Below are 16,984 nucleotides of genomic sequence, written 5' to 3' on the forward strand. Positions count from 1 at the left end.
GTTCTTATCCCAGTACGACGTTGGCGGCGGATTCAGGCAGGTCTTCACCGAAGGCGCGCTGATAGAACTCCGCCACGACAGAGCGCTCGAGTTCGTCGCACTTGTTGAGGAAGGTCAGCCTGAACGCCATGCCGACATCGCCGAAGATCTCGGCGTTTTCGGCCCAGGTGATGACCGTACGCGGGCTCATGACGGTCGACAGGTCGCCATTGACGAAGGCCGAACGCGTCATGTCGGCGACGCGGACCATCTTGTTGACGATCTCCTTGCCCTTGGCGTCGCGGTAGTGCTTGGCCTTGGCAATGACGATGTTCACTTCGTTGTCGTGCGGCAGATAGTTCAGCGTGGTCACGATCGACCAGCGGTCCATTTGCGCCTGGTTGATCTGCTGGGTGCCGTGATAAAGGCCGGTGGTGTCGCCGAGGCCGACCGTGTTGGCGGTGGCGAACAGGCGGAAGGCCGGGTGCGGACGGATGACGCGGCTCTGGTCGAGCAGGGTCAGGCGGCCCGAGGATTCCAGCACGCGCTGGATGACGAACATCACGTCGGGGCGGCCGGCATCATATTCGTCGAAGCACAGCGCGACATTGTGCTGGTAGGCCCAGGGCAGGATGCCGTCCTTGAACTCGGTTACCTGCATGCCTTCCTTGACCACGATCGCGTCCTTGCCGACGAGGTCGATACGGCTGACGTGGCTGTCGAGGTTGACGCGCACCATCGGCCAGTTGAGGCGAGCGGCGACCTGTTCGATATGGGTCGACTTGCCGGTGCCGTGATAGCCCGACACCATGACGCGGCGGTTGTAGGCGAAGCCCGCGAGGATCGCCATCGTGGTTGCCTTGTCGAACAGATAGTCCGGATCGATGTCGGGTACGTGTTCGGACGAAGCGGCATAGGCCGGAACGACCATCTTCGAATCGAAGCCGAAGGTGTCTTTCACCGACACTGTCGTGTCTGGCAGGTTGGTGATGTCGCGATCGACCTTGTTCATAGCGTCTCCACGCGCGAGGCTTCAAACCACGCCGGCAATCGAATTTTCTTCGGGGGCGGTCTTAAAGCCTTTTCCGACCAGATGAAAGTTGGAAAAAGGCCGCGACCGCGGCTGGCTCAACACAATCCCGCTTGCTTGAGCACGCGATATGCCTGGAGCACATCCCTGAAGCGGTCTTCCGACCCCCGGTCGCCGCCATTGGCGTCGGGGTGGTGGCGTTTCACCAGTTCCTTGTAGCGCGTCTTGATGTCGGTGCCGGTGGCTCTCGAATCAAGCCCGAGCGTCTCCAGCGCCTTGGCCTCCAAGGGCTTGGCCTTGCGCTGGCGCGGCGTGCCATGCCCGCCAAATATGGTGTGGGGGTCGCGCATGCGGTTGTAGTAGCCGGCGCGGCCAGACCGCTGCTGGGCGAAGTCCGGCGCCGAGCGTGCCCCACCACCGGAACCTGCCGCAGCGTTGGAACCGATGGTCCAGGTCGGCCTGTGCCCGGTCAGCGCCTCCTTCTGGAAGCGCGCGATTTCGCCATCGGCCAGCCCGGAGAAATAATTGAAGCCCTTGTTGTACTCGCGCACGTGGTCGAAGCAGAAGCGGAAGTACTCGCCCTCCTTCATGCGGCCGACCGGCGCCTTGTGGGTGCCCGGCTGCTTGCAGCCGTCCCACTGGCAGATCGGAGCGTGCGACTTCACCTCCGCTTCCGGATCGGGCCGGACGCGGATCTTGTCGAAATATTTCGGATACGGCTTCATCGGATCATATTTACCGCCTCTTGGCGCGGCGAAACAAGAATTGACATTTCAAGGATGTTGGCCCTAACGCCTGATTTGCGGCCCAATTTTGCCCAAAGGCACCAATAGCCGCGGCGACACATGTGGTGAAAGGTGAGACCGATGTCCATACAGGCGACCATCGAAGACAAGCTGAACAAGGCATTTTCGCCCGAACGGCTTGCCGTGCTCAACGAAAGCCACCTGCATGCGGGCCACCATCACGTCGACGGTGGCCATGAAGCGGTCTTCGACGGCTCGGGCGAGACGCATTTTCGCATCCGCATCGTCGCGCCTGCATTTGCCGGCATGAGCCGCATCGACCGCCACCGCGCGGTCAACGACGCGCTCGCAGCAGAGCTCAAGGCCGGCCTCCACGCACTCGCCATCGAGCCGGCAGCACCCGGCGAAGCGACACGCTGGTAAGGGGGAGCCGGGGCGGTCATAGAAGTGTCACAGGAGGCGGGCACTGTGGGTTCGCCATGAGCCACAAGCCTTACAACGTCCTCTTTCTCTGTACCGGCAACAGCGCCCGGTCGATCCTTGCCGAGGGCATCCTGCGCAAGGACGGCGCGCCCAATTTCAACGCCTTCTCCGCCGGCAGCCAAGCCAAGGGTGCCGTCAGTCCGCTGGCGCTCAAAGTGCTCGAAAGCTACGGCTATCCGACCGACGGTTTTCGCTCGAAAACCTGGGACGAATTCGCGGTCGAAGGCGCGCCCCAGATGGATTTCATCTTCACGGTCTGCGACGACGCCGCCGGCGAAGCCTGCCCGATCTGGCCGGGCCATCCCGCAAATGCGCATTGGGGAATCGAAGACCCCAGCAACGCGGAAGGCAGCGATCTCGCAAAGGAGGCTGCTTTCGTCACCGCCTTCAAATACATGCGCAACCGTATCGGAGCCTTCCTCGCATTGCCCCTGACCAGCCTCGACCACATGGCGCTGACCTCCCATCTCGAAGAGATTGGAAAGATGGCCGGGGCGACGGGAAAGACCCCTCCGGGGGCTTGAAGCTCTTCAGTCCGCCCGTCGCGGCGCCACTGCCTCCACGGCCACCGGCCTGATCCTGATTCGCGCGAGGCGATTCTTGTCGCGTTTCATCACGATGAAACGTTTGCCGTGGAAGGTGAAGGCCTGCTTTTCCTCGGGGATCGACTGGGTCTCGTGAATGACAAGGCCCGCGATCGTCGTTGCCTCGTCGTCGGGCAGGTGCCAGTCGAGCGCGCGGTTGAGGTCGCGGATCGGCACTGTGCCGTCGACCACGACTGAGCCGTCGGCTTCCTGCTTGACGCCCTGGACGTCGATGTCGTGCTCGTCGGCGATCTCGCCGACGATTTCCTCGATTATGTCTTCGAGCGTCACCAGCCCTTCGACCTCGCCATACTCGTCGACCACGATGGCGAAGTGCTGCTTGCGGCGCAAAAAGGCGTTGAGCTGCTCTTGAAGCGTGGTGGTGTCGGGCACGAACCACGGCTTGGAGGCGACCTTCGGCACATCGACGCGAGAATAGTCACCCTCGACGTCGTTGAGCGCCCGCAGCAGGTCCTTGGCGTGGACAACGCCGACAATGTTGTCGATCGAGCCGCGCCACAAGGGCATGCGTGTATAGGGGCTCTGCAGTATCTCGCGGACAAGCGCTTCGGAGGCGATGTCGGCATTGACCGAACGCATGGCGGTGCGGTGGACCATCACGTCGGAGACTTCCAGCTCGTGGAGGTCGAGCAGGCCCCCGACCTGGTCGCGGTCCTGCTTGACCACATGGCCGTCGCGGTGGAACTCATCGACTGCGCCGCGCAATTCGTCATGGGCGGAACGCTGCGGCGTCAGCGCGATCAACTCATAGCCAAGGGAAGCAAGCAGACGGTCGCGGAAGGCCAGGACCACAAGGACCAGTCCCACCAGAACTCCCGCAACGATCCAGCCCGCTTCGCTCATCCCGGGTGATTCTCGTTGAGGAACGAGATCACTTCGGAGGCCGGCACGTCCTTGGCGATGAAGGACTGGCCAATGCCGCGCGTCAGGATGAAGGTCAGCGCCCCGCGCGAAACCTTCTTGTCCTGGGTGATGTAGTTGAAAAGCGCCTCGGCACCGGGAAGGCCGCCGGGAATATCGGCCATGCGCCAGGGCAGGCCGACGTCGCGCAGATGCGCCTCGACGCGCGCGGCGTCGTCTGGGCTTGCCAGGTTGAGCCGCGCCGAGAAGCGATGCGCCAGTGCCATGCCGATGGCAACGCCCTCGCCATGGACCAGGCGCGAACCATCATAGGCGGTAGCGGCTTCAAGCGCGTGGCCGAAGGTATGGCCGAGATTGAGCAGCGCGCGGTCGCCGGTCTCGAATTCGTCGCGGGCGACGACGTCGGCCTTGGCGCGGCAGGATTGAGCGATGGCCTCGATACGAGCCGGGCCGCCGTCAAAAACCTCGCGCCAGTTCTTCTCCAGCCAGGCGAAAAAGTCCGGCCGATCGATCAGTCCGTATTTCGCGACCTCGGCATAACCGGCGCGGAATTCGCGCAGCGGCAGCGTGTCCAGTGCTGCGGTGTCGGCCAGCACCAGCTTGGGTTGATGAAAGACGCCGATCAGGTTCTTGCCGCGTGGGCTGTTGATGCCGGTCTTGCCGCCGACGGACGAATCGACCTGGGCCAGAAGCGAAGTCGGCATCTGCACGAAATTCATGCCGCGCCGAACGATGCCGGCAGCAAAACCGGTGAGATCGCCGATAACCCCGCCACCCAGCGCGATTACCGCGTCGCCGCGCTCGAGGCGGGCAGCGATGATCTGGTCGACAACGGTTTCAAGCGAATCGAAGCTCTTGGTCTTTTCGCCAGCCGGAAGCTTGATCACCGCAGGCGCGTTGCCAGTAGCGGCGAGGTTCGCCACCAGCGGTTCGAGATGGGCAGCGGCGACGTTTTCATCGGTGACGATCGCCGAGCGCGCCTTGGGCAAGCGCTTCTGGATCAGCTCGCCGCCTCGGGCGATCAGGCCCGGACCGATCAGGATGTCGTAGGCGCGGTCGCCAAGCCCGACTTCGACTGTGACGATGCCTGTCATTCGTGATCCTCCGAGACTTCCGAGACGTGTATCCTGCCGGGCACGCCGAGATGATTGCAGAGTGCTTCTATGACCTCGCTGGCGATCGCTTCCTTGCGATCGTCCCGGGTAGCGACGGTGAGCTCGGCAAGCGCATAGACCGGATAGCGCTCATCCATCAGCTTGGCGAGCACGGCGCGCGGATCCGGGTTCTGCAGCAACGGCCGGTTCTGCTTCTTGGAGACGCGTTCCATCAGCAGATCGAGATCGGCCCTGAGCCAGACGGAGACGCCGTGAGCTGCGATAGCCGACCGCGTCTGCGCGTTCATGAAAGCACCGCCACCGGTCGAAAGGACCTGTGGGCCGCTCTCCAGCACCCGGCCGATGACGCGCTGCTCCAGCGCGCGGAACTCGACCTCGCCGTAGCGTTCAAACAGCTCGGGAATGGTCATCCGCGACACGCTTTCGATCTCGTGGTCGCTGTCGATGAAAGCAAGGCCCAGCGCCTGCGCTACCTTACGGCCGATGGCGGTCTTGCCGGCCCCCATCAGGCCGACAAAGACAATCGAGCGCGTGCCGAGCCTTTCGAGCAGCGCAGCTACGGAGCCTTCGGGAAATGGAGTCTGCACGTCGGGTGTCATGGCGTCCCTTTCGCCGGCGTATCGACATGAAAACCCCCGTTGCGTCAAGCGCATGGCGTCAAACGCGCCCTTGAATTGCAGGGAATGGCGTCCCATAAGGGCACAGGATAGGACAGACGGGCAAACACATCGATGCCGACACTTTTCCGGTTCCTTGTCACGCTCGCGGTTCTGGCGGGCATCGCTTACGGCGCGATGTTCGCGCTGGTGATGTTCGTCGAGCCGAAGAAAGCAGAAATGACAGTCCGCATCCCTCCGGAAAAACTCGCCCCCAAGAAATGAAAAGCGGCGCGCGCATCGAGGCTTTCCTCGAGATGATGAGTGCGGAGCGCGGTGCCGCCGACAACACGCTTTCAAGCTATCGCCGCGACCTCGAAGATGCCTCCGAACATCTGGGCGGACACCTCGCCGACGCCGATTCCGCTGGCATTCGCAGCTATCTCGACGACATCGCCGGCCGCGGCTTCGCTGCCACCTCGCAGGCGCGCAAGCTTTCAGCACTCAGGCAGTTCTTCCGTTTCCTCTATGCCGAAGGGCTGCGCGCCGACGACCCGACCGGCATCCTGGACAGCCCGAGGAAAGACCGGCCCCTGCCCAAGACGATGAGCGAGGCAGAAACCGGCCGGCTGCTCGACCGGGCAGCGACGGAGGCCAGCGATCCAGCCGGCAGCGACGCCCTTGCCAAAACGCGGATGCACGCGCTTGTCGAGGTGCTCTACGCCACGGGCTTGCGTGTTTCAGAGCTCGTCAGCCTGCCACTGACGGTTGCCCTACGCGACGAGCGCTTCTTCGTTGTGCGCGGCAAAGGCGACAAGGACCGCATGGTACCGTTGTCGGCCAAGGCGCGCACCGCGATGCGATGCTGGCTCGACGAACGCAACCGCGATCCAAAGCAGGCCGAGAGCCCATTCCTGTTTCCGGCAGCGTCGGAAAGCGGCCACCTGCCTCGCCAGGTTTTTGCCCGAGACCTCAAGGGGCTTGCCGCTCGCGCCGGCATCGCATCGACAAAAATATCGCCGCATGTGCTGCGCCATGCCTTTGCCAGCCACCTGCTGCAGAATGGTGCGGACCTGCGCGCCGTGCAGCAATTGCTGGGTCATTCCGACATTTCGACCACCCAAATCTACACGCATGTGCTGCAGGAAAGGCTGTTGAAACTGGTCAACGAACATCACCCGCTTGCCGATTAGGGTCCATATCGCTATGTGAGTGCCACGTTCCACTGGCGCGGCGCCGCAGTTTTTGTGCTCCCAGTGCCTCCTTTTTCAGCGTGGTAGTCCGCTCGCCAATGTACAATTACCTCGATTTCGAAAAGCCAGTCGCCGATCTTGAAGGCAAAATCCTCGAGCTCAAGAAGCTCGCCGAGAACGGCGAGGCTGTAGACGTCGGCGATGAGATCAAGCGGCTGGAGAAGCGCTCGCGAGATGCGCTGCGTGACGCCTACAAGGCGCTGACGCCGTGGCAGAAGGTTCAGGTGGCACGCCACCCCGACCGCCCCCATTGCCTCGACTACATCAACGGCCTGTTCACCGACTTCACCCTGCTCGCCGGCGACCGCAGTTTCGGCGAGGACAATGCCATGGTCGGCGGCTTTGCCCGCTTCCGCGGCGAGTCTGTGCTTGTGCTGGGCCAGGAAAAGGGTTCCGACACTAAGAGCCGCCTCAAGCATAATTTCGGCTCGGTGCGCCCCGAAGGCTACCGCAAGGCCGTGCGCCTGATGGAGATGGCCGACCGCTTCAAGATTCCGGTCGTCATGCTGGTCGATACCGCTGGCGCCTATCCAGGCGTGGGTGCCGAAGAGCGCGGCCAGGCCGAAGCCATCGCGCGGTCGACCTCGACCAGCCTTGGCCTCAAGGTGCCTTCGATCGCCATCGTCATCGGCGAAGGCGGTTCGGGCGGCGCGATAGCGATCGCTGCGGCCAACCGCGTCTTCATGCTCGAGCATGCGATCTATTCGGTAATCTCGCCGGAAGGTGCGGCCTCCATCCTGTGGCGCGATACGACGCGCTCCAAGGACGCGGCCACCAACATGAAGATCACTGCCCAGGACCTGCTCGGCCTCAAGATCATCGACCAGATCATCACCGAGCCGCTTGGCGGTGCCCACCGCAACGCGGAAGCGGTGATTTCGGCTACTGGCGACCTGATTGCCAAGACGTTCAGCGAATTTGCCGGCTCGAACATCGATTTCCGCGAGCAGCGCCGCGAGAAGTACCTGGCTATCGGCCGCAGCCTGTGATCGCGCAAACTGTGGCCTGAATGGGCCACGGCCCATTTTCGCCACAAAATAGCCGTCTCGGCGCGTTCAATGAACTTGCCGTGATCTTTGCGTGCGTGGGACGGGCCAGGAACTTGCGGTAAGGATTTTTCAAGGTTAACGGCCTTAGAGTCGAGGCAGTATCAGGACGGGCCGGTCGACGGCGTGCTTACGCTGTCGCCGATTTGAAGAAGACGACCTTTATCGATGATCGCCAATATCGCACGCGCTGGATTGCTCATGGCCGCTTTCGCGGTGGCCGGTTGTTCGGAATCTTCCGTGAACGATTTCGTGCCGCAGTATGCCAACAAGCAGCTGCCGGCCAGGATCGTGCAGGAAATGAACGCCAAGGGCATGACGCGCACCTCGCCTGTCCTGGCGCGCGTGTTCAAGGAAGAAGGCAAACTGGAAGTCTGGAAACAGAAGACCAACGGCCGCTACGACCTGATCGCCAGTTATGACATCTGCAAGATGTCCGGCAAGCTCGGACCAAAATTCACCGAAGGCGACCGCCAGTCGCCGGAGGGGTTCTACACCGTCCGCCCGGGACAGATGAACCCGAACTCGAGCTATCACCTGGCCTTCAACATCGGCTACCCCAATACCTATGACCGTGCCAACGGCCGCACCGGCTCGAATCTGATGGTGCACGGCGCTTGTTCTTCGTCGGGCTGCTTCTCCATGACCGATGCGCAGATCGAGGAGATCTATGCCTTCGCGCGCGACGCCTTCAAGGGTGGCCAGACAGAGTTCCAGGTACAATCGTTTCCGTTCCGCATGACCGCCGCCAACATGGCGCGCTATCGCAACGACCCGAATTACCAGTTCTGGGCGATGCTCAAGGAAGGCTACGACCACTTCGAGATCACCAAGGTGCCGCCGAAGGTCGACGTCTGCGAAAAGCGCTACGTTTTCAACGCCGAAGGCACGGGTGCATTCAACCCGACTGGCACTTGCCCGGCCTTCACCCAGCCGCAAGGCCTGCAGACGGCATACCAGGCCTATCAGAGCAAGTATGATGCTGCCTTCGCCAGCGCCTCGAAGGGCAGCGCCGATGCGCCCAAGCCGACGATCGCCGGCGTCAAGGAGGCGGCCATCGTCTCGGATTGGACCAAGAAGCGGGCGCGCGGCGAGCGCGTGCCGATCGAGCCACCGTCCATGAACCATGACGGCACGGTGACCGTGACCGAGCGCATGGGCCGCATCGATTCGGAAGCAGGTCGCCGCATGGCGGCGCTCGACGCCGCCGAAGCCGCAAAGAAGAAGGCCGCCGAACAAAAGGCAGCTGCCGCCGCCGCGGCGAAGGCGGCCAAGGCAGCATCTGCGCAGCCTGTTGTCACCGCGACCATACCGTCGCCATCGCCCGTGGCCGCCGAAGCTCCTGCGCAGGCTGCGGAGGCGGCACCGGTCGAACAGGCCGGCACCACCGCCAAGCTCAAGAACAAGCTGCTCGGGCTGTTCGGCAGCTGATCGCAGTGCACGAAACGGCAGATATCTATGATCTCAGGGGGCTCAACTGCCCCCTGCCCGTACTCAAGGCAAAGCGTCGCCTGGCCGACATGGTTCCGGGCAGCCTTTTGTGGGTCGAGACCACCGACGCGCTTGCCGTGATCGACATTCCCGCCTTTTGCCAGGATGCCGGCCACAGGCTGGTCGAGACAGCCGCCGTTACAGGCGGGCACCGCTTCCTGATCGAACGCGGCCCCTGAATTCCTGAAAATCGTAGGGCTTACAGGCCCGCTATCGCCAGCGGATTGTTTTCCATCGCCTGGCGATCGGGCGTGTCGATGGCAGGCTTGTTGACGAAGGCCGCAAACAGCCGCTGAACATAGTCCTGCTGCAGATCGATACCGATCAATACCAGCCGGGTGCCACGCACCGCGTCCGGCCATGCCGGCAGCCGCGCCGGCGGATGCAGCATCTTTTGAACGCCATGAATGACCAGCGGCCGCGCCGGGTCTTCCATCAGTTCAACGATGCCTTTGATGCGCAACAGCTTGTCGCCCTGCGTCGACAGCAAAAGGTCGAGGAACATCTCCAGCGTCGAAAATGGCAGCGCACCATCGTGCGTCAGCGAGAACGAACCGATCCGCGCATCGTGATGATGCGCATGCTCGTGGTGGTGATCATCATGGTCATGATCATGGTGGTGATGGTCGTGATCGTCCACTGCGCCCAGCCAACGGCGCACGTCGGCGGTCTTGGTCGCCGGATCGTACAGTCCGCATTGCAGAAGCCTTGCTACTCCTGCGCCCTCGACGGCGCGGATTTCAGCGCCCGGATTGATGCGGGCGAGCCTGACCTTCAGCGCTTCGAGCCATTCTGCATCGTCGACGAGGTCGGCCTTGGTCAGAACGATGCGGTCGGCGACAGCCACCTGCTTGACCGCCTCGACATGCGCATCGAGCGTCGCTGAACCGTTGACCGCATCGACGACTGTTATGACGCCGTCGAGCCGGAAGGCATGGATCAGGGCCGGATGCCCCATGATCGACTGCAGCACCGGCACCGGATCGGCAAGACCGGTGGTCTCGATCACCACGCGCGCCAGCCTGTTGATACGGCCGGTTTGCAAGCGGTCGACCAGATCGGCGAGCGTATCGACGAGTTCGCCGCGCACCGTGCAGCACAGGCAGCCGTCGGAAAGCTCAATGACGCCGTCCGAGGCCTTTTCGACCAGCAGATGATCGATTGCGACGTCACCGAATTCGTTGATGATGACGGCGGTATCGACCAGTTCCGGGTCCTTCAGGAGCCGGTTGAGCAGCGTTGTCTTGCCGGCACCGAGAAAACCGGTCAGCACCGATACGGGGATCGGAAAGACGGCTTGCGGGTTCACGACCTGGCTGCCCCCAACACCAGCGGCGCGGCTCCTGCCGGCGCTGGCCTGTCGGGCCGCCATGTCGGCAAGGGTACGTCGGCATACTCGATCAGGTCGCGACCGCCGAGTCCCTTGGGCTTGGGCCCGGTTGCGCCACCCAGGCTGACGGTCACCCAGTTACGCGGGCGCGTCATTTCGGGGATGATCGAAACCTTGTCGGGCGCAGCCCCCGCTTCGGTCGGCGCTGGGCCGTCGGAAGCCACATGCTTGGCCTTCTTGGAGCAGACCTCTTCGCGCATGTTGGTCACCAGATCGCGGCTTTCGCCATAAGGCGCCAACATGGCGACGGTGACTGAACTTGTGCCGCGGCTGAAGCCGCTCTGCAACAGCTTGGCCGCTTCTTCGGCACGGTCGTCAGGCGAGTTCGCGCCAAGCACGATCGCCGCGAGTGTCCTGCCTTCACGGGTGGCCGAGGCGATCAGGTTGAAGCCGGACTCGCAGACAAAACCGGTCTTCATGCCGTCGGTGCCAGGAAACCGGCCGACAAGCGGATTGAAGTTCTTGAGTTTTGCCTTGCCGGCGATGATGCCTTCGATATCGAAATAGGACGCGTATTGCGGGAATTCGAGGCGAATCGCCCGCACCAGGATCGCGAGGTCGCGCGCCGTCGTGTACTGGTCGGGGTCATGCAGGCCGTTGGCATTGACCCAGTGGCTGCCGGTCATGCCGAGCCGCTGCGCTTCCGCATTCATGCGTGCCGCAAACGCCTCGGTGGTGCCACCGACATTCTCGCCGATCGCCGCGGCGACGTCATTGGCCGACTTGACCATGATGATCTTAAGCGCGTTGTCCAGCGTCAGCACCGAGCCGGGCTGATATCCCATCTTGGCCGGCGGAAAGGCTGCCGCCTTCTTGCTGATCCTGATCGGAGAGTTGAGCGCCAGTTCGCCCGCCCGGACGGCGCGGAAGGCAGTGTAGGCCGTCATCAGCTTGGTCAGCGATGCCGGGTGCCAGCGCAGAAATGCGTCCTGGTGTTCGATGATGGCGCCTGAATTGATATCAAAAAGCAATGCAGGATTAGCGGCCGCGGGGCCGGCGCCAAGCGCGGTTGCGGCTGCAAGGCCAAAAAGCATGCTTCTGACGAACTGCATCTTCATCATCAAATCCGAAATCGCCTCTTGCCGATCATAGCCGGCCGTCCATAAGATTTCCGTAAACCGGGATGGCGACGCGCTGGCCGGCAAACAACCCATGGCCACGGCGTCGCCGCCGCTGCTAAATAGCCTATGTGACGCCAAGATGGCAGAGCCTGCGCGATCACAAATGCGAATCGGGACCTCTGGTCCACAAACAGGAAGTCGAGACAAACATGCCGATCCTGAACCGAGCCGCCGAAATGCAGGAAGAGATCGCCGGCTGGCGCCGACACCTGCACCAGAAGCCGGAACTCAATTTCGACGTCTTCGAAACCGCCGATTTTGTCACCGGCAAGCTCAAGGAATTCGGCTGCGACGAAGTCGTCACCGGGATCGGCCAGACTGGTGTGGTCGGCATCATCAAGGGCAGCCTGGGTGCCGGCGACGTGATCGGCCTGCGCGCCGACATGGACGCGCTGCCGATCGAGGAAATCACCGGCAAGCCCTATGCCTCGACCGTGCCCGGCAAGATGCATGCCTGCGGCCATGACGGACACACCGCGATGCTTCTGGGGGCGGCGAAGTACCTCGCCGAGACGCGCAATTTCGCCGGCTCCGTCGCCGTCATCTTCCAGCCCGCCGAAGAAGGCGGTGGCGGCGGCAACGAGATGGTCAAGGACGGCATGATGGAGCGCTTCGCCATCCAGAAGGTTTTTGGCATGCACAACATGCCAAGCCTGCCGGTCGGCCAGTTCGCCATCCGTCCGGGCGCGATCATGGCCGCGACCGCCGAATTCACCATCACCATCCAGGGCAAGGGCGGCCATGCCGCCATGCCGCACCGCGCCATCGATCCCATCGTTGCCGGCAGCCAGCTGGTGTCTGCCTTGCAGACGATTGCCTCGCGCAACACCGACCCGGCCGAGGCGATCGTCGTTTCGGTGACCAAGTTCATTGCCGGCTCGGCCTACAATGTCATCCCCGAACAGGCCGTGATCGCCGGCACCGTGCGCACGCTGAAGAAGGAAGTCGCAAAGCTAGCCCAGGAGCGCATGAGCGCGGCCTGCCGCGGCATTTCGGAAGCGACCGGCACCACGATCGAGCTCGACTACGACTCCAACTACCCCGTCACCGTCAACCACCCGGACGAGACGGTGTTTGCCGGCGATGTCGCCGCAACCGTCGCAGGCGAGACCCAGGTGCACCGGGCGATCCAGCCGCTGATGGGCGGCGAGGACTTCTCCTACATGCTGGAAGCCCGCCCCGGCGCCTTCATCTTCATCGGCAACGGCGACAGCGCCAATCTCCACCACCCCGCATATGACTTCAACGACGAGGTCATCCCCCACGGCGTCAGCTATTGGGTGCGCCTTGCCGAGACCGCACTGGCTGCCTGACGACTGTTTTTGGCGGGATCGTCAGGCCTTTGGCCGATCCCGCCATTGCCCGCCAAAAATCATTGGCGAATCCGCCGGAAGCCGCTATGTGTGCAGCCGAGTGGTCCCGTAGCTCAGTAGGATAGAGCGGCAGATTCCTAATCTGTAGGTCACAGGTTCGATTCCTGTCGGGATCACCATCCAAGCCCTTGAAATAGATAGACATTTCAAGATGCCGAAATGGTGCCGAGAGCCACTGATGCGGTCGGGACCAACTTGGGACCATCTGTTCAGGTATTAGTTCTAGCTGCGTGCCCGGTGCGCCTCTGCAGAGCCAATTCGCCGAGCCTCCCCCGCGAAATGCCTAAACACTCAAAGCACCGTTCTTTCCGCCTTCATAGGGCGGCCGCTCCGAAACGCTTATGGACTGGCGCAAGCGTGCCTGTGGCATCCAGCTAGCTTCGCTTTCCCGCCCTGTCGGGCTTCCAGAACGGCTGCATGGTGCAGCCGACATTGGAGGCCACAATGCTTCTCACTGCCAAGCTTCGCACCCATCTTCGCCGCAACGCCGCCACCTCCGAACGCGGCGAAGTCAATCACCGCCCCGTGGTGAAGTTCTTTCTCCCAGGTACCTCTGCGATCTGGCTCTTCACCGAACTCGCGGCTGACGACGACACCCTTTTCGGGGTCTGCGATCTAGGCCACGGCACTCCGGAACTGGGTTACGCGTCACTCGCGGAAATCCAGAGCCTTCGCGGTCCCAATCGTCTTCTGGTCGAGCGCGATCGGAGCTTCCAGAGCACCAAGCCTTTGTCCGAGTACGCCGCCGAAGCTCGCCGCCATGGCAGGATCGTCGCATAGCGACGGTCCCTCTCACCCCATCACCACAACACATGAGGAACATACAGAGAACATAGGATTGCATCTGGGAAGGATCATGACATTATGTCTCGGTCTTTCCCAGAATGATGATTCGAGGTTTTCATGTCCGAGTTCAACGACTTGCTCCGCCAGAGTGGACTAACGAGAGAGCAGGCCGCTGAGGAACTGGGCGTTTCAGCGCGCACCGTCAGACGATATGAAACGGGACAGACACAGCCGAGACCTCGTGATCTACGCGTGTTAAAGGGTCTCGTGGCAGCGGGCGCAAGACCGATCGCCAAGCCGACGGCTATACCCTTCCGCTTCATCGATCTGTTTGCCGGAATCGGAGGGCTCAGGCTGGGTTTCGAGGCAATTGGAGGCCGCTGCGTTTTCACATCGGAATGGGACCAGGGAGCACGCACGACCTACTCCCTGAATTTCCGCGACAACCACGAACTCGGCGGGGATATTAGAGAATTCTCAAAAGACCCAAGCAAAATACCCGAGCACGACGTGCTTTTGGCAGGATTCCCATGTCAACCGTTCAGTATTGCCGGGGTTTCCAAGAAGAATTCATTGAATAGACCGCACGGCTTTCTTTGTGACACTCAAGGAACTCTTTTCTTTGACGCAGCACAAATTATTGCCCATCGCAGGCCTGCGGCGTTTGTTCTTGAGAATGTCAAGAATCTTGAACGCCACGACGGTGGAACGACTTTCCGGACGATCATCAACGTCCTTAAGAACGAGCTAGGCTACCACGTCCAGCATCGCGTGATTAGCTCTGAGCCGTGGGTTCCTCAAAAGCGCGAGCGCATTTTCATCGTGGGCTTCCGGGAACCATCAGAGTTTGATTTCGATGCCCTTGAGATTCCGAATGCGAAGACCAGACCTAAGCTGAAGGACATCCTCCAGCCGCACGACGAGGTGGACCCGAAATATACCCTGACACCGCGTCTCTGGCAGTACCTCCAAGACTACAAGGCTAAACATCAGGCGAAAGGCAACGGGTTCGGGTACAGCCTGTTCGGACCGGAGGATGTCGCGCGCACGCTGTCGGCCAGGTATTATAAGGACGGATCCGAAGTCCTGATCGAGCAGCCTGGTGAGAGGCCGCGTCGCCTTACCCCATTGGAGTGTGCACGGCTCATGGGCTTTGACAGGGGCGATCGCCGCTGGCGGATCGAGGTTTCCGACACCCAGGCATATCGCCAGTTCGGAAACGCGGTCGTAGTTCCTGTCGTGGAGTTCATAGCGAAGGCGATCGAACCTCACATCCGCAAGGCTATCGGGCAACCCAATCAGGCCGAGCGCGCACCGCATGTTGTGCCAGTTATCACGCGGCCAGATCGAAGTGCGGTGGCAGCATAATGCCCGACATAGTGTCGCCCGATGTCCGCAGCCGTATGATGGCGGGCATTCGCGGCACAAATACAAAACCGGAATTGACCCTGCGCCGTGCGCTCCATGCCGCCGGGTTCCGGTACAGGTTGCATGACCGCTCCCTTCCCGGAAAACCGGACATCGTGTTTCCCCGATATCACGCAGTCCTGTTCGCGCATGGCTGCTTCTGGCATGGGCATGACTGTCACCTGTTTCGCATGCCATCGACCCGTCCAGATTTTTGGTCAGAGAAAATCGCTCGAAACCGTGAAGTCGACCGAAGGGCGGATGACGAGCTGAGCCGGGCGGGCTGGCGGATTGGTGTCGTTTGGGAATGCAGTCTGAAGGGTCGTACACGCCGGGACATTGCCGACGTGATCGGATTGTGTGCCGACTGGCTGCGTGGCAGCGAGCAGCGGCTTGAAATACGAGGCATCTGAATGGCCATACGGCGGGGGCTGCTTTCCGAGCATTTCGAGGGTGTGGCCGTCAAGCGGCTGGCAGCCGTCGATGCCAATCCGGAGTCTTCCAACCAGCATGAAGTCACCGGGTCGGAGCCGCTTCTCAGGATTCTCGGCAGCGAGGATCGCAAATTCCCGAAAGGTGAGACAGATAACCGCTTCTCCGCTACCTACATTTGGCTTGGTGGAGAGCAGGAAGCTTTGTCGGAGGAAGGCTTTCTGTCCTGGTACGATTCTCGCAGGAACCAGCCGAAGCGAAGTGCTGAATGGCGGCTCTATTACCAGAGCAACGCCGTCACCGAACTGATGAAGCCCGGCGATGTCCTCTTTCTTGCCAGGAAGCCAGACAGCCACATCCTTTTCATCGTAACACCCGACGAAAGCACCATCAGGAACCAGCTGCTTTGGCTCTTCGGCCTGGACGAGCAGATAGGCATGAAGTTCGAATCACAGGAAATTGGCGACGGTAACGATGCCGAACTGGATTTTGCAGCCCGGTACATCCTTGATGAGCTTGGCATCGAACTGGAAGAGAAAGAGGCCGACAAGCTGGACGGCCTTATCGAGAAGTTCGGACTGAAATTTCCGACGACCAGCGTTCTTTCTGGCTTGGCACGTTCGTCGCTCCTCGGTGTCAATGCAGCGGACGATCCGGACGAGGCCCTGTTGCTATGGATGGAACGGGAAGAACAGCTTTTCCGACGACTTGAGAGGCGCATCGTTGCCGAGCGTATCGCTCAGGGGTTCACGCTGGTTGATGGTGCCGATGTGGATGGTTTCATAGCGTTCTCGCTCAGCGTCCAGAACCGCAGGAAGGCCCGTGCCGGAGCCGCCTTGGAAAATCACATCGCAGCCGTGCTTGAGGCGAACCAGATCCGGTTCGCACACGGTGTCGAGACGGAAAACAGGAACAAACCGGACTTCCTGTTTCCCGGTCAGCCCGAATACCGAGACACGACGTTTCCAACCGCACGTCTGACTATGCTTGGCTCCAAATCCACCGTGAAGGACCGCTGGCGGCAGGTACTCTCCGAGGCCGTAAGGATCGAGGAGAAACACCTCCTTACATTGGAGCCAGGCGTTTCCGAGAACCAAACAGATGAAATGCGTGCAAAGCTGTTACAGCTTGTTGTGCCGAGGAAGTTGCATCAGACGTACAGATTGACTCAGCAGGCATGGCTCATGGACCTGTCTGCATTCATTACTGTGGTCATCGATCGACAGTCATAGCGAATCGCTGCAAGAAATGCCCCTTTCTGGAGGGGCAA

The 16,984-nt window shown here is 61.5% G+C and carries 19 protein-coding genes and 1 tRNA gene; 13 read left to right on the forward strand and 7 right to left on the reverse strand.

Annotated features, from left to right (window positions below):
• Positions 1 to 4: 4 nt before the first annotated feature.
• Together cobS and C8K44_RS21530 are read right to left on the reverse strand one after the other, a co-directional pair.
• Positions 5 to 991 (reverse strand): cobaltochelatase subunit CobS, encoded by a 987-nt coding sequence (gene cobS / locus C8K44_RS21525; protein WP_109577823.1) that lies wholly within the window; start codon positions 989 to 991, stop codon positions 5 to 7.
• Between the two features lie 116 nt (positions 992 to 1,107).
• A complete protein-coding gene (locus C8K44_RS21530) occupies positions 1,108 to 1,734 on the reverse strand; it encodes a J domain-containing protein (protein WP_109577824.1) in 627 nt (208 codons plus the stop codon).
• Between the two features lie 141 nt (positions 1,735 to 1,875).
• Here C8K44_RS21530 and C8K44_RS21535 point away from each other — a divergent pair, with 141 nt between their 5' ends.
• On the forward strand, positions 1,876 to 2,178 hold the full coding sequence (locus C8K44_RS21535) for a BolA family transcriptional regulator (RefSeq protein ID WP_109577825.1): 303 nt from the start codon (positions 1,876 to 1,878) through the stop codon (positions 2,176 to 2,178).
• Between the two features lie 56 nt (positions 2,179 to 2,234).
• Positions 2,235 to 2,762 (forward strand): arsenate reductase ArsC, encoded by a 528-nt coding sequence (locus C8K44_RS21540; RefSeq protein ID WP_109577826.1) that lies wholly within the window; start codon positions 2,235 to 2,237, stop codon positions 2,760 to 2,762.
• Positions 2,763 to 2,768: 6 nt separating this feature from the next.
• On the opposite strand, the gene C8K44_RS21545 is transcribed toward C8K44_RS21540, so the two are convergent.
• The 3 genes from C8K44_RS21545 to C8K44_RS21555 are packed head-to-tail and all read right to left on the reverse strand — an operon-like array spanning position 2,769 to position 5,418.
• A complete protein-coding gene (locus C8K44_RS21545; protein ID WP_109577827.1) occupies positions 2,769 to 3,686 on the reverse strand; it encodes a transporter associated domain-containing protein in 918 nt (305 codons plus the stop codon).
• Entirely contained in the window at positions 3,683 to 4,798 is a 1,116-nt protein-coding gene (gene aroB, locus C8K44_RS21550) for a 3-dehydroquinate synthase (RefSeq protein ID WP_109577828.1), read from the reverse strand. The genes C8K44_RS21545 and aroB overlap by 4 nt, the downstream gene beginning before the upstream one ends.
• Positions 4,795 to 5,418, reverse strand: a complete 624-nt coding sequence (locus C8K44_RS21555) for a shikimate kinase (RefSeq protein WP_109577829.1) — start codon at positions 5,416 to 5,418, stop codon at positions 4,795 to 4,797. The genes aroB and C8K44_RS21555 overlap by 4 nt, the downstream gene beginning before the upstream one ends.
• Positions 5,419 to 5,550: 132 nt before the next feature.
• Here C8K44_RS21555 and C8K44_RS21560 point away from each other — a divergent pair, with 132 nt between their 5' ends.
• From C8K44_RS21560 to C8K44_RS21580, 5 genes are all read left to right on the forward strand, one after another.
• Positions 5,551 to 5,700, forward strand: coding sequence for a histidine kinase (locus tag C8K44_RS21560; RefSeq protein ID WP_109577830.1), 150 nt, complete (start codon positions 5,551 to 5,553; stop codon positions 5,698 to 5,700).
• Positions 5,697 to 6,608: a site-specific tyrosine recombinase XerD gene (locus tag C8K44_RS21565; protein WP_109577831.1), complete on the forward strand. Its 912-nt coding sequence runs from the start codon at positions 5,697 to 5,699 to the stop codon at positions 6,606 to 6,608. The genes C8K44_RS21560 and C8K44_RS21565 overlap by 4 nt, the downstream gene beginning before the upstream one ends.
• Positions 6,609 to 6,706: 98 nt before the next feature.
• On the forward strand, positions 6,707 to 7,657 hold the full coding sequence (locus tag C8K44_RS21570) for an acetyl-CoA carboxylase carboxyltransferase subunit alpha (protein ID WP_109577832.1): 951 nt from the start codon (positions 6,707 to 6,709) through the stop codon (positions 7,655 to 7,657).
• Between the two features lie 225 nt (positions 7,658 to 7,882).
• Positions 7,883 to 9,145: a murein L,D-transpeptidase family protein gene (locus C8K44_RS21575; protein WP_109577833.1), complete on the forward strand. Its 1,263-nt coding sequence runs from the start codon at positions 7,883 to 7,885 to the stop codon at positions 9,143 to 9,145.
• A 5-nt stretch (positions 9,146 to 9,150) separates the two neighbouring features.
• A complete protein-coding gene (locus C8K44_RS21580; RefSeq protein WP_199227167.1) occupies positions 9,151 to 9,384 on the forward strand; it encodes a sulfurtransferase TusA family protein in 234 nt (77 codons plus the stop codon).
• A gap of 20 nt (positions 9,385 to 9,404) precedes the next feature.
• Here C8K44_RS21580 and C8K44_RS21585 read toward each other — a convergent pair whose 3' ends face one another.
• Both C8K44_RS21585 and C8K44_RS21590 read right to left on the reverse strand, forming a co-directional pair.
• Positions 9,405 to 10,514, reverse strand: a complete 1,110-nt coding sequence (locus tag C8K44_RS21585) for a GTP-binding protein (RefSeq protein WP_245417581.1) — start codon at positions 10,512 to 10,514, stop codon at positions 9,405 to 9,407.
• Positions 10,511 to 11,656: a D-alanyl-D-alanine carboxypeptidase family protein gene (locus tag C8K44_RS21590; RefSeq protein WP_109577836.1), complete on the reverse strand. Its 1,146-nt coding sequence runs from the start codon at positions 11,654 to 11,656 to the stop codon at positions 10,511 to 10,513. Before C8K44_RS21590 ends, C8K44_RS21585 begins: the two co-directional genes overlap by 4 nt.
• Positions 11,657 to 11,865: 209 nt before the next feature.
• On the opposite strand from C8K44_RS21590, the gene C8K44_RS21595 reads away from it, so the two are divergent.
• From C8K44_RS21595 to C8K44_RS21620, 6 genes are all read left to right on the forward strand, one after another.
• Entirely contained in the window at positions 11,866 to 13,029 is a 1,164-nt protein-coding gene (locus C8K44_RS21595; RefSeq protein ID WP_109577837.1) for a M20 aminoacylase family protein, read from the forward strand.
• Positions 13,030 to 13,131: 102 nt separating this feature from the next.
• Positions 13,132 to 13,208: transfer RNA gene (locus C8K44_RS21600), tRNA-Arg, on the forward strand.
• Between the two features lie 325 nt (positions 13,209 to 13,533).
• Entirely contained in the window at positions 13,534 to 13,869 is a 336-nt protein-coding gene (locus C8K44_RS21605; RefSeq protein ID WP_109577878.1) for a DUF2958 domain-containing protein, read from the forward strand.
• Between the two features lie 123 nt (positions 13,870 to 13,992).
• Complete coding sequence (gene dcm / locus C8K44_RS21610) at positions 13,993 to 15,243, forward strand: DNA (cytosine-5-)-methyltransferase (protein ID WP_109577838.1); 1,251 nt, start codon at positions 13,993 to 13,995, stop codon at positions 15,241 to 15,243.
• The gene (locus C8K44_RS21615) at positions 15,243 to 15,695 is read left to right on the forward strand and encodes a very short patch repair endonuclease (RefSeq protein ID WP_109577839.1); all 453 of its coding nucleotides are present in this window, start codon (positions 15,243 to 15,245) and stop codon (positions 15,693 to 15,695) included. The genes dcm and C8K44_RS21615 overlap by 1 nt, the downstream gene beginning before the upstream one ends.
• Entirely contained in the window at positions 15,696 to 16,946 is a 1,251-nt protein-coding gene (locus C8K44_RS21620; RefSeq protein ID WP_199227169.1) for a type II restriction endonuclease, read from the forward strand.
• Positions 16,947 to 16,984 lie beyond the last annotated feature (38 nt).

The organism is Aminobacter sp. AP02 (genome assembly GCF_003148805.1).
Taxonomy (GTDB): domain Bacteria; phylum Pseudomonadota; class Alphaproteobacteria; order Rhizobiales; family Rhizobiaceae; genus Aminobacter.

Coding starts and splice junctions, on each gene's coding strand:
- cobS (WP_109577823.1), bottom strand. CDS start 991: ATGAACAAGGTCGATCGCGACATCACCAACCTGCCAGACACGACAGTG.
- C8K44_RS21530 (WP_109577824.1), bottom strand. CDS start 1,734: ATGAAGCCGTATCCGAAATATTTCGACAAGATCCGCGTCCGGCCCGAT.
- C8K44_RS21535 (WP_109577825.1), top strand. CDS start 1,876: ATGTCCATACAGGCGACCATCGAAGACAAGCTGAACAAGGCATTTTCG.
- C8K44_RS21540 (WP_109577826.1), top strand. CDS start 2,235: ATGAGCCACAAGCCTTACAACGTCCTCTTTCTCTGTACCGGCAACAGC.
- C8K44_RS21545 (WP_109577827.1), bottom strand. CDS start 3,686: ATGAGCGAAGCGGGCTGGATCGTTGCGGGAGTTCTGGTGGGACTGGTC.
- aroB (WP_109577828.1), bottom strand. CDS start 4,798: ATGACAGGCATCGTCACAGTCGAAGTCGGGCTTGGCGACCGCGCCTAC.
- C8K44_RS21555 (WP_109577829.1), bottom strand. CDS start 5,418: ATGACACCCGACGTGCAGACTCCATTTCCCGAAGGCTCCGTAGCTGCG.
- C8K44_RS21560 (WP_109577830.1), top strand. CDS start 5,551: ATGCCGACACTTTTCCGGTTCCTTGTCACGCTCGCGGTTCTGGCGGGC.
- C8K44_RS21565 (WP_109577831.1), top strand. CDS start 5,697: ATGAAAAGCGGCGCGCGCATCGAGGCTTTCCTCGAGATGATGAGTGCG.
- C8K44_RS21570 (WP_109577832.1), top strand. CDS start 6,707: ATGTACAATTACCTCGATTTCGAAAAGCCAGTCGCCGATCTTGAAGGC.
- C8K44_RS21575 (WP_109577833.1), top strand. CDS start 7,883: ATGATCGCCAATATCGCACGCGCTGGATTGCTCATGGCCGCTTTCGCG.
- C8K44_RS21590 (WP_109577836.1), bottom strand. CDS start 11,656: ATGATGAAGATGCAGTTCGTCAGAAGCATGCTTTTTGGCCTTGCAGCC.
- C8K44_RS21595 (WP_109577837.1), top strand. CDS start 11,866: ATGCCGATCCTGAACCGAGCCGCCGAAATGCAGGAAGAGATCGCCGGC.
- C8K44_RS21605 (WP_109577878.1), top strand. CDS start 13,534: ATGCTTCTCACTGCCAAGCTTCGCACCCATCTTCGCCGCAACGCCGCC.
- dcm (WP_109577838.1), top strand. CDS start 13,993: ATGTCCGAGTTCAACGACTTGCTCCGCCAGAGTGGACTAACGAGAGAG.
- C8K44_RS21615 (WP_109577839.1), top strand. CDS start 15,243: ATGCCCGACATAGTGTCGCCCGATGTCCGCAGCCGTATGATGGCGGGC.
- C8K44_RS21620 (WP_199227169.1), top strand. CDS start 15,696: ATGGCCATACGGCGGGGGCTGCTTTCCGAGCATTTCGAGGGTGTGGCC.